10 protein-coding genes are annotated in these 10,861 nt (G+C 65.2%); 1 reads left to right on the top strand and 9 read right to left on the bottom strand.

Going from position 1 to position 10,861, the window contains the following annotated elements:
• Nucleotides 1-202 (top strand): acyl-CoA dehydrogenase family protein (locus tag MOV74_RS19590; RefSeq protein WP_258719540.1); only part of this gene is annotated, 202 nt, incomplete at its 5' end.
• Nucleotides 203-509: 307 nt separating this feature from the next.
• On the opposite strand, the gene MOV74_RS19585 is transcribed toward MOV74_RS19590, so the two are convergent.
• The 9 genes from MOV74_RS19585 to MOV74_RS19545 form a co-directional block, all read right to left on the bottom strand.
• On the bottom strand, nt 510-1,547 hold the full coding sequence (locus MOV74_RS19585) for an amino acid ABC transporter substrate-binding protein (RefSeq protein ID WP_246925781.1): 1,038 nt from the start codon (nt 1,545-1,547) through the stop codon (nt 510-512).
• 54 nt (nt 1,548-1,601) lie between these two features.
• Nucleotides 1,602-2,195 carry a L,D-transpeptidase gene (locus MOV74_RS19580; protein WP_246925780.1) on the bottom strand — a complete coding sequence of 198 codons (594 nt, stop codon included), beginning with the start codon at nt 2,193-2,195 and terminating at the stop codon, nt 1,602-1,604.
• Nucleotides 2,196-2,550: 355 nt separating this feature from the next.
• Nucleotides 2,551-3,525, bottom strand: a complete 975-nt coding sequence (locus MOV74_RS19575; RefSeq protein WP_246925778.1) for a hypothetical protein — start codon at nt 3,523-3,525, stop codon at nt 2,551-2,553.
• Nucleotides 3,526-3,628: 103 nt separating this feature from the next.
• The gene (locus MOV74_RS19570) at nt 3,629-4,192 is read right to left on the bottom strand and encodes a thioredoxin family protein (protein ID WP_246925774.1); all 564 of its coding nucleotides are present in this window, start codon (nt 4,190-4,192) and stop codon (nt 3,629-3,631) included.
• 31 nt (nt 4,193-4,223) lie between these two features.
• Nucleotides 4,224-4,922, bottom strand: coding sequence for a cytochrome c biogenesis CcdA family protein (locus MOV74_RS19565; RefSeq protein WP_246925772.1), 699 nt, complete (start codon nt 4,920-4,922; stop codon nt 4,224-4,226).
• A gap of 481 nt (nt 4,923-5,403) precedes the next feature.
• The gene (locus MOV74_RS19560; RefSeq protein ID WP_246925770.1) at nt 5,404-6,015 is read right to left on the bottom strand and encodes a sigma-70 family RNA polymerase sigma factor; all 612 of its coding nucleotides are present in this window, start codon (nt 6,013-6,015) and stop codon (nt 5,404-5,406) included.
• A 407-nt stretch (nt 6,016-6,422) separates the two neighbouring features.
• Nucleotides 6,423-7,160, bottom strand: coding sequence for a response regulator (locus MOV74_RS19555; RefSeq protein WP_246925768.1), 738 nt, complete (start codon nt 7,158-7,160; stop codon nt 6,423-6,425).
• A 10-nt stretch (nt 7,161-7,170) separates the two neighbouring features.
• A complete protein-coding gene (locus MOV74_RS19550) occupies nt 7,171-8,916 on the bottom strand; it encodes a DUF3369 domain-containing protein (RefSeq protein WP_246925766.1) in 1,746 nt (581 codons plus the stop codon).
• A partial coding sequence (locus MOV74_RS19545) for an ATP-binding protein (protein ID WP_246925763.1) occupies nt 8,886-10,861 on the bottom strand: 1,976 nt, incomplete at its 5' end. The genes MOV74_RS19550 and MOV74_RS19545, both read right to left, overlap by 31 nt.

Here is a 10,861-nt window from a genome sequence, read left to right as displayed (position 1 = left end):
CTCAGCAGTCGCGGTCGCAAAGGCGCGCGCCGGCACCACCGCGACGCGCGCGGTGCAGGAGGGCGTGCAGATGCATGGCGGCATGGGCATGACCGACCAGTTCGACATCGGCTTCTTCATGAAGCGCGCGCGGGTGTGCGAGGAATTGTTCGGCGACGCCAACTACCACACCGAGCAGCTGGCGCGCGCGCGGGGGTATTGAGCTCGTAGCCGGGATGAAGCGCGTAGCCCGGATGAGCGAAGCGATATCCGGGAATGCACGAGCGGCGCCCCCGCATGTCGCTTCGCTCATGCGGGCCACGGGACTGGATAAGACGCGCGAACTGCGCGCCTCACACGCGCCGTCGTCGCCCAGCTTGACCGGGCGACCCAGTATTCCAGAGACAGCAGGTGTTGAGTCGACGGGCCGCGGCGTACTGGATCGCCCGGTCAAGCCGGGCGATGACAGTTGAGGGTGTGTCTACGGCTATGACGCGAGCCCCGCTCGCAATGACGGCCGAGAGACCGCCTTACCTCATCGGCGGTGCATACTGCACGCCACCCGCGTTCCACAGCTGGTTCATGCCGCGCGGGATCTTCAGCTTCGACTTCTCGCCGATATTGCGCTCGTACATCTCGCCGTAATTGCCGACGTGGCGGATGATGCGGGCGGCCCAGTCCTTGGTGAGGCCGAGCTGCTCGCCGTAATTGCCTTCGGTGCCGACGAGGCGCATCACTTCGGGCTTCTTCGACTTCAGGGCCTCGTCGATATTTTCCGAGGTGACGCCGAGCTCTTCGGCGTTGATCATCGCGTACAGCGTCCACTTCACGATCATCATCCAGTCGTCGTCGCGCTGGCGCACCACCGGGGCGAGCGGCTCCTTGGAGATCATGTCCGGCAGGATCATGTTGTCGCCTGGCTTCGACAGGTTTATCCGCAGCGCGTAGAGCTGCGAGACGTCGGCGCTTAGCGTGTCGCACTTGCCGGTGTCGTAGGCCTTCACGACGTCGTTGAGGTTTTCGAACTTCACCTCGTCATACTTCATGTTGTTGGCGCGGAAGTAGTCGGCGACGTTGAGCGCCGTGGTGGTGCCGGCCTGGACGCAGACCTTGCTGCCGGTCAGGTCCAGCGAGGTCTCCTTGTTGCGCGAACGCGGCAGCATGAAGCCTGCGCCGTCGTAATAGGCGACCGCGGGGAAATAGAGGTCGTAGTCGAGCTCGCGCGCCATGCTCCAGGTCGAATTGCGCGAGAGGATGTCCACCTTGCGGCTCTGCAATTCCTTGAAGCGTTCGCTGGCATCGAGCGGGATGAACTTCGCCTTGCCCGGGTCGTTGAAGATCGCCGCGGCCACCGCGCGGCAGAAATCGACGTCGAAGCCGTTCCAGTTCTTGTTATCCTCGGAGTACGAGAAGCCCGGCAGGCCCTTGTTGACGCCGCACAGCACCTCGCCGCGGCGCACGGTGCGCTTCAGCGTACGGGTGTCGTAGAACTCGTAGATGATGGCCAGCACGGCGACCAGCACGGCGACCGCGAGCCCGATCAGCAGGCCGCCTCGAAAACTGCGCATCATGTTGCTCTCTCGAAAAATCGGGAAAAGGAGGGGGGCGAAGAAAGGGGATATTTAGAGTTCAGGCTTCTGCCGGATGACCACCTTGGTGCCAACAGGGACGCGGTCGTAGAGATCGGCGACGTCGTTGTTGACGAGACGGAAGCAGCCCGAAGACACCTTGGTGCCGATCGTGTCGGGACGGTTGGTGCCGTGGATGCGGTAGACCGTGGTGCCCAAATACATGGCGCGGGCCCCCAGCGGATTGCCGGGGCCGCCGGCCATGAAGCGCGGCAGATAGGGCTGGCGCTGGATCATCTCCGACGGCGGCGTCCAGTCCGGCCATTCCTTCTTGTTGGTGATGGTCACCAACCCCTGCCACTGGAAGCCATCGCGGCCGACGCCGATGCCGTAGCGGATTGCGCGCCCGCCCGGCTGCACCAGGTAGAGGTGCCGCTCGGCGGTCGAGACGATGATCGTGCCCGGCGGTTCGGTGGTGCGGAAATAGACGACCTGCTTCTGCCATTCCGGCTCGAGCTGGTAAGCCTCGTCGGCGACCAGGCCCGGCTCGTCGCCGCGGTCTGGCTGCTGGGCAGTGGCTTGCGGGACGCACAGAATAAGCCCCACCGCAGCCATGAACATCCCGGTCAGGCGACGAAAATCCGTCATCTCAAGCTCTCCCCGCTGCCACAGCGCAAATCATTCCAAAGGCATCAAACCTGAGGGGCAGGTTCATGGCAAGTTGATGGCGCGCCGCCCTGATATGTCACGAGAATGCCTATGGTTTTTTGACGGAGCGGGGCAATGCCACATACAGGGGATGGCGCGAAAAGCAGTGTGCTGGGCTCGATGCGCTCCCTCCCCCGCTTGCGGGGGAGGGTCGGGGAGAGGGTGCTTCCGCGATGGGACTTCCTCAGAGGAAAGAACCTCACCCGCCGCTGCGCGGCGACCTCTCCCGCAAGCGGGAGAGGCTCAGACCGAACTCGCGGCGAGATCAACCCGGACAACGGGCAATGGAAGCCAGTCAGATCTTGTTGCTCTCCGCCGCGATCCCCAGCCGCCGCACGATCTCCGTCCCCACGGCACGCGCCTCGAGCCTTGAGCCGATGCGCGGGCTGCGAAACCTCCGCCCCGAGTGAAGTCGGATCACGACGATGCAGTGCTCGTCCTCGGACCGGCCGCGACGCTCGACCGTGATCGTCTTCACGTCGAATCCTGCGATGTGGTCGGCGCGCAGGCTGCCGTCGCCCCACAGGCGTTCGACACGGATATCGCTCTCGCGGATGATCCAGAAGGCGCCAGTGACGAGGTTGGCATAACGATGCACGGCGAATGCGGCGATCGCGCCGAGCGGCAGCAGCAGGATGTCGACATGGCTGGGCGATAACCCACGCCAGAGCTTGTAGGCGTAGGGCAGGGCGCACAGCGCGACCGCGATCAGCGACACGATCCTGATGTCCCGCGCGGGAAACGGCTCGAGCGGATCGCCGAGATGCATCTCGGGATTGCTGGCATCGAGCGGATTGGCGGGATCCTCGACATTGGGAACGTCGAACTGCGCCGCGATCCGGGCCACGGTGTCGCGAACATGGGTGACATCGGAGATCGGCGGAGAGGTCAGGCGTTCCCCCGAAGCCAGCGTGAAAACGAGCTGAAAGCGGGCCTTCACCCGCTTGCTGCCGGGAACCTGTAACCCCGTGATGTCGTCTTTCGCGACGATCCGCGTACGGAGCTTCCCGAATGGACTTTGCCGCCCGATCAGGATCTCGTTCGGTGTGATGATCCACACCACCGCCGGGGCCACCATGATGCCGACGACGAAGCCTGCCCCCACGAGCAGCGCCACCACCGAGATGACGATTTCCAGGGTGTCGTGCGTGAACAGCCCCGGCGTGAAGCACAGCGCAACCGCGGCCGCGCAGGCGGCCACGATCAGCCGCTGCGCGATCGAGGAACCTTCACGGAGGCGAATGTCGGTGCTGGTGGTCGCGTCGTCCATTGCGGGCGGCTGATTTCGAGGCTTGCGAAACTCCACGGACGGGTCCGTGGAGTCAAGCAACAAGGACGAGACCTGAAATCTGCCGCGCGATTCCGATGCAGCGTCAGCTGCTGGCGTTCAGCAGCTTTGCCACGGTGCGGTCGATCTCGTCGTAGCGGCCCTCGCCGGCGTGCTGGAACACGATCTTGCCGGTCTGGTCGATGATGTACTGTGCCGGCCAATACTGGTTGCGGTAGGCGTTCCAGGTCTTCGAATCATTATCCTGTGCCACCGGATAGGTGATGCCGTGACGCTTCAGCGCGGCCTGCACGTTCGAGGCCGAGCGCTCGAACGGGAATTCCGGCGTGTGCACGCCGACCACGACGAGGCCCTTGTCCCTGTACTTGGCGTAGAGCTCGGTGACGTGCGGCAGCGTGTTGACGCAGTTGACGCAGCCATAGGTCCAGAAGTCGACCAGCACCACCTTGCCGCGCAGGTCGGCGATGCCGAGCGGCTTGGAGTTGAACCAATTGTTGATGCCGGTGAAATCAGGCGCGGCCTGCTGGCTCGCGGCGGCGGTGACGACAGGCGTCGCGCGCACGGCCTCGTCGCAGATGCCAGGGATGACGGCGCCGGTCACGGCCATGCCGATCAGCGCGGCGCCCACTGTGAGCAGTTTGACGGTCATGGACGAGTCCTCCGGTTGAGATGCGCGATGATCACAGGCCGATCTGGCCGGTCGGGTAGAAGCCGGTGAGCCACGCCACGATCAGCGTGTCGTATTGGAAATAGGCGGCGACCGCGAAGCCGATCACGACGACGCCAAAACCCTGCTGCAGGCGCGGCGAGATCCGTGAAAGGCTGCGCACGCGTGTGGTCGCGGCCTGGCCGCCATAGGCTATTCCCAGCATCGGGATCGCCGCGCCGATGGCGTAGGCGAGCAGTAGCGTGCCGGCCCAGGTCAGGTTCTTCGAGGTCGCAACCAGCGTCAGGATCGAGCCGAGCACCGGGCCGGCGCAGGGCGTCCAGACCAGGCCGAGCGTGGTACCGAGGATGAGCCCGCCGAGCGCGCCCTCGCGCTGCGCGGCGCTGGAATTGCCGAGATCGAGCCAGCCATTGAGCCGCATCGACAGCCATTCGAACGGCGTCGGCCACAGCATCAACAGGCCGAAGCCGAGCAGCAGGATCGAGGCCGCCTCGCGCAGCACGTTCGGATCGAAATCGAACAGCCGCGTGATCGCTCCGAGTAGCAGCGCGGTCGCCGAGAACGAGATGACGAAGCCGAGCGCGATCATCGCAGGGCGCAGATGCCCCACGCGGCCGATCGAGGCGCCAAGCAGGATCGGCAGCATCGGCAGCGTGCAGGGCGCGGCGATGGTGAGAATGCCGGCGAGGAGAGCGAAGACAAGTTCGAGCATGGCGCACTCGTGAAGGAGGTCACGAGGGCAGTTCGGAATGGATGCAGGGCGCGTTACGCAGCGTCACGCCTTCGTGACGGGGGCTGGTTCTGCGGGACGCAGCTCCGAGCTGAGCGGGAAGTGCGCTCCCTCCCCCGCTTGCGGGGGAGGGCCGGGGAGAGGGTATCTCCTCGACGGGGCAATCCCCCAGAGGAAAGAACCTCACCCGCCGCACTCTGCGAGTGCGTCGGCCTCTCCCACAAGCGGGAGAGGCGGGAGCCCGCGGCAACCGCTCAGCCCAAACACAAAACAACCCGGAGGGGGGCATCCCGTCCGGGTCGCTGGAGTTCTTGGGAGGTTTAACTAAACCGTATGGCCGCTTTATAGGGGGGAAGTTTTTCCGCCTGATGTTGTGCTTTGTTTCAATTGTTTCGTCGGTGGTAACACTTCCGTGTCCGGGAGAGCGCCCGACATCGGGCCCATCCCTTTGAAATCGTTGACGTCAGGCGGCGAAACGCTCGACGCCACAGCCCTTAAGCAATTCGGCCAGCTGCTTGCGGGCATAGAACATCCGCGTCTTCACGGTGCTCTGGGGGATGCCGATGATCTGCCCGACCTCCTCCACCGACTTCTCGTGGTAGTAGACGAGGTTGATGATCTCGCGATGTGCGGGCGACAGCTTCTGCACGCAGGCACGCAGGATGGCGCTGGTGTCGCTGCGGTCGAGCGATGTCTCGGGCGTCTCCGCATCGTCGGGAATCTGGCGCACGTCTTCCTGGTCGATGTCCTCGAAGCGCCGCTGGCGCATCGCGGTCAGGGCCTTGAAGCGGGCGATCGAGAGCAGCCAGGTCGAAACCTGCGAGCGGCCCTGGAATTGGCCGGCGGTCCGCCACACGTCCAAAAACACCTGGCTGACGAGGTCTTCCGCCGCGGTGGCGTCACGCACGATGCGCAGGATGAAGCGGTACACCCGCACATTATGCCGGCAATAAAGGATATGCATCGACGTCCGGTTGCCGCCGGCAATGCTTTCGAGAAGCATGTCGTCCGAAGTCGCCTGAGCGGCGATGATGCTCTGGCTGGCCTGGGCGTTGATGGCGATGACGTTCCGCATTGACTTGGCTCCCCGTAGCGCCGCAACCGAGCGGCGTTTCCTTGGACCAAAGTGTTAATGAGCCAACGTTTCGGGACGTCTGCACGAAAAGGGGAAAATGGTTTCGTGCGCCGCCAAATTGTTTCGTCCGACGCGGGGCGACGAAACATTCGGAGCAAAAAGTCGTGGAATTTCAATGTACGGAAAATACGGGGGACGGCGTCTCGGCAAGGTAGGAACGAATTTCCGGGCCTTGCGTTTGGTCGCGCCGCACCCACCGTCGCCGGGAGCGCGCGTAGCCAAAACGACGATCTCGTAGGGCGGGGCAAAGGCGCGAAGCGCTGTGCCCACGATCTTTCGCAAATATGGAGAGATTGGTGGGCACGCTCCGCTTTGCCCACCCTACGGCACCTCGCCCGTGGCTAGCCCTACGCCTTCTCGCCCGCCGGCGAGAACAGATAGCCGCCGCCGCGGATGGTGCGGATCACGGCGGGCTTGGCCGGATCGGGCTCGATCTTGCGCCGGATGCGCATGATGCGCAGATCGACGGCGCGGTCGAAGGCTTCGGCGTCGCGCGCATTGGCCAATTCCAACAGGCGCTCCCGCGACAGCACGCGCTTCGGATTGGCCGCGAACACCTTGAGCAGTCCGAACTCGGATGCCGTCAACGGATGCTCGTTGCCCTCGTCGTCGCGCAGGGCCTGGGCTTCGAGATCGAGCCATTTGGTGCCGAATCGCACGAGCTGGTCCTTGTCGGATTTCGCCGCCGCCGCATCAGGCACTGCCGCCTTGGCCGGCACGCTCCGCCGCAGCACCGAGCGGATGCGCGCCATCAGCTCGCGCAGCTCGCAGGGCTTTGCCACGTAGTCGTCGGCGCCGAGCTCGAGCCCCACCACACGATCGATCGGGCTTGCGGTCGCCGTCAGCATGATGACGGGCACGTTGATGCGGCTCTTGAGGTCACGGATGATCGAGAGGCCGTCCTCCTCGGGCATGTTGAGGTCGAGCACGACGAGGTCGGGCATGCTGCCGTCGATCGCGGCGCGCAACGACTTGCCGCCGTCGCACAGCGTCACGGTGAAGCCGTGCATCTTGAGATAATCGCCGACCATCTCCCGGGCCGGGGCTTCATCGTCGACGATCATGATGTGCGGGCTTTGGGTCATGGTCTCTGGATCACGGCAATTCGGTCGCGGGGAGGGTGATGGTGAAGGTCGAGCCCTTGCCGGGGCCGCCGCTGTCGGCGGTCACCTCGCCGCCATGCATGTCGACGATACGCTTGACGATGGACAGGCCAAGTCCCGTCGAGCTCTCGCCGGCGGTCGGTTTTGCCGACAGCCGCTGGAACCGGCCGAACAGGCGGCCGAGATCCTCCGGGGACAGGCCGGCGCCCTCGTCGCTGACGCGGACGACGGTGTCGCCGCCCTCGTGGCTGACGGCGACGTCGATCTTGCCGCCGATGGGCGAATATTTGATGGCGTTGCTGATGAGATTGTCGATCGCCTCGCGGATGCGGTCGGTGTCGCACATGGTGACGATGTTGGCCGGCGCGGTGACGCTGATCGCCTGCTGCTTGTTGACGGCGAGCGGCTGGTTGGCCTCGGCGACCTCCTTGACCAGGGCCGCGACGTCGACCGGTTCGCGGCGGATGGTGATGTCGAAAGCATCGGCCATCGCGTCCGAGATCAGATGGTCGACCATCGTGGTCAGCCGCTTTGTGGCGTCGCGGATGTGATCGACCTGGGCGACGACGCCGCTTTCCGACGCGCCGGTCGAGATCAGCTCCTTCAGCATCTCGGTGCGGCCGAGGATGACGCCGAGCGGGTTCTTCAGATCGTGCGCGACGGTGCCCAAAATCTCGTTCTTGAAGCCGTTGGCGCGCTGCAGCCGCAGCCATTGCGCCGAGAGGCGGCGGTTGGCCTGCATCAGGGCGCGGGTGCGCTGGGCGACGCGGTCCTCCAGCTGCGTGTTGGCGTCCTGGAGCTGCTGGTAGAGGATGACGTTGTCGAACGCGATCGAGAGCCTGGAGGAGAAGATCTCGACCAGCGAGCGGTCGGTCTCGGACAGCTCGCGCTCGGCCTGCAGCAGCACCACCACCTCACGGCCGCTTCCGGTGCGCAGATAGATCACGCTGCGATGGTCGGCGAATTCGTTCTTGCGGCGCTGGAACGCGGCCTCCACCATCGAGCGCAGATCGGGATCGAGCGCCTTCGACGTGGTGGTGCCGATGAAGCGGCTGTAGCAGCCGCTGCCGGCGAGCACCGAGAGCTCGGGGTCGATGCCGCCATTGTCGCGCAAGACCAGTATACCGGCGCAGTCGACGTTGAGCAGCGAGGCAAGCTGGGTCAGCACGCCCTCGGCGAGCCGCTGCATCGACTTGAAGTCGTACAGCGTGGAAGCCGCGTCGATGATGATCTCGAGCCCGCGCCGCGTCTGCACCATGCGCTCGAGCTGCTGATAGGAGCGCAGCGCCGCGGTCAGCGAGGTGAACAGCTTGTCGGCGGTCAGCTCGGTCTTGGCCTTGTAGTCGTTGATGTCGTACTGCACGATCACGCGCCGCTCCGGCGCCTGGCCGGGCTGTCCGGTGCGCAGGATGATGCGCACGGTCTCGTTCCGGATCTCGTTGCGGATGAACTCGACCAGCTCGAGGCCGGCGACGTCGGTCTCCATGATGACGTCGAGCAGCACGGCGGCAATGTCGCCGTGCTCGGCCATCAGCTTGCGGCCTTCCGCCGCGGAATAGGCCGAGAGGATCTCGAGGCCCTGGCCGTTGAGGCTGTAGTCGGACAGCGCGAAACGGGTGCCGTCATGCACGGCCGGATCATCGTCGATGACGGCGATCTTCCATTTCCGGGCGTTGCTATCCTCCGACGCGGTACCGGTATCGTCGATCAGGTGGAGGACATCGTCCTGTTCGGCCATTGAGAAGTCCCGTCACTTTCTGTGCTTTGCGCGCCGCCCTTGGCGACCCGGGGCATGATAATGCGAAAAGTGGTGCCTTGTCCCAGCTTGGATTCCAGCATCATGCGCCCGCCGAGCTGCTGGGTGACGAGGTTATAGACGATATGCAGGCCAAGTCCCGTGCCGCCTTCATTGCGCCGGGTGGTAAAGAAAGGGTCAAAGGCCTGGCGCTGCACGTCGGGGGTCATGCCGGCCCCGTCATCGGTGAAGATGAGCTCGATGTCGTCGGCCCCGCGCGGCCGCGCCGAGATCGTGATCGTGCCGGCGCGCCCGTCGGCGAAGGCGTGGTTGGCGGCGTTGAGGAACAGGTTGGTCAGGATCTGGCCATAGGAGCCCGGATAGCCGTCGAGCAGCAGCCCCTCGGGCACGTCGACTTGGAGCGTGGTCGGCGAGCGCTTCAGCACCGGGCGCAGGCTGGCGATGATCTGGTCGGTGGCCTCGCTGAGCGAGAATTGCCGCCGCTCGGCATGGGAGCGGTCCACCGCGACCTGCTTGAACGACTGGATCAGCTCGCCGGCGCGCTGGAGATTGGCGACCAGCTGCTGGGAGGCGTCGCGCGAGGACTGCACGAACTCTTCCAGCTGCGAGCGGCGCAGGCCGCCCTCACCCTTGAGCTGGGCTTCGAAGATTTCGGTGCGTCGGGCGAAGCTGGAGGCAACGGTCAGGCTGATGCCGATCGGGTTGTTGACCTCGTGCGCGACGCCGGCAACGAGGCCGCCGAGCGCCGCCAGCCGTTCGGCGTCGATCAGATTCTGCTGCGCGGCATTGAGCTCGAGCAGCGCGCTCTCGGCCTTCTCCTTGGACGCGCGCAGCTCGTCCTCGGTCTGGCGCTTGGCGATCGCGTTCTCTCGGAACACCTCGACCGCGCGCGCCATGGCCCCGACCTCGTCACGTGCCTTGGTGCCTTGCACCTCGCGGTCGAGGTCGCCGAGCGTGATCGCGCGCATCGCGGCCATGATCTGCTGCAGCGGCAGGCGGATCGACAGCGCGATCATCACGCCGGCGGTGAGGATGATGCCGAGGAAGACCACCGCGATCGAGAGCACCCGCCTGGAAATGGCGGCCAGCGTGCGGTCGAACGTCTCCTGCGCCTTCTGCTCGCGCTTGCGCATCTTGGTCGAGAGATCGTCGATGGCCCCGATCGCCTCGGCCTGGCTGGCGTCGATGGTGTTGCGGAGCAGCTCGGTGCGGCTCGCAAGCTGCTCGGAGAGCTTTGCAAAGCCCTCGCGCAGCGAGGCGGTGCGGGCTCCAAGCCGCCGCAAGGCCATCTTCTGCAGGTCGTTGTCGGCGAGATCGATCATCACGGGGATGGTCTTCTCGATCGTCTCGGTGTTGCGCCGCGCGTCGTCGGCCGCGCCCGATGACAGCGACAGATAATAGGAATTGGCCGCCACCAGCATCGCGGTGAAGGCCTCGCGGGATTTCCCCAGCGAGGGCCAGATCAGCGCGTCGCGATGGCCGGTGGCGCCTTCGATGATGGAGTAGAGGCCCGCCATGTCCCTGGCCGGGCCCTGCACCTGCTCCTCATAAGTTTTCGCGATGGTGGCCTGCACGCTGCGCAGCTCGCCGAAGCCGTTGAGGAAACGGTCGGTGGTGCGCTCCAGCTCCTCGACCGAGCCGGACAGCATCGGGTCCTTGGCGGCGCGGTTGGACAGCGTGCCCAGCACCGCCTCGCGCAGCAGCAGGATCTCGGCGAACAGGTCCGGGCTCGGCTGGTTGATGTAGCGGTGGATCAGATTGTGCAGGCGTCCGGTCTCGCTTTCGAGCAGCGCCAGGATGCGGTCGGACTCGCGCACCTGGCGCACGTCGCCCCAGGCCGAGCCCAGCACCTGCGCGCCGTTCCAGATCATCGCCACCAGCACCACCACCACGGCGGAATTCAGTGCCGCGATCGACAGGATGCGCC

Origin of the sequence: Bradyrhizobium sp. SHOUNA76 (assembly GCF_023006445.1) — a bacterium.
Lineage (GTDB): Bacteria > Pseudomonadota > Alphaproteobacteria > Rhizobiales > Xanthobacteraceae > Bradyrhizobium.
This window is presented reverse-complemented; position numbering and strand designations above follow the sequence as displayed.

Bases quoted from the DNA above. Each gene is read 5' to 3' on its own strand.
- MOV74_RS19575 (WP_246925778.1), bottom strand. From the start codon at position 3,525: ATGGACGACGCGACCACCAGCACCGACATTCGCCTCCGTGAAGGTTCC.
- MOV74_RS19550 (WP_246925766.1), bottom strand. From the start codon at position 8,916: ATGGCCGAACAGGACGATGTCCTCCACCTGATCGACGATACCGGTACC.
- MOV74_RS19560 (WP_246925770.1), bottom strand. From the start codon at position 6,015: ATGCGGAACGTCATCGCCATCAACGCCCAGGCCAGCCAGAGCATCATC.
- MOV74_RS19570 (WP_246925774.1), bottom strand. From the start codon at position 4,192: ATGACCGTCAAACTGCTCACAGTGGGCGCCGCGCTGATCGGCATGGCC.
- MOV74_RS19565 (WP_246925772.1), bottom strand. From the start codon at position 4,922: ATGCTCGAACTTGTCTTCGCTCTCCTCGCCGGCATTCTCACCATCGCC.
- MOV74_RS19555 (WP_246925768.1), bottom strand. From the start codon at position 7,160: ATGACCCAAAGCCCGCACATCATGATCGTCGACGATGAAGCCCCGGCC.
- MOV74_RS19585 (WP_246925781.1), bottom strand. From the start codon at position 1,547: ATGCGCAGTTTTCGAGGCGGCCTGCTGATCGGGCTCGCGGTCGCCGTG.
- MOV74_RS19580 (WP_246925780.1), bottom strand. From the start codon at position 2,195: ATGACGGATTTTCGTCGCCTGACCGGGATGTTCATGGCTGCGGTGGGG.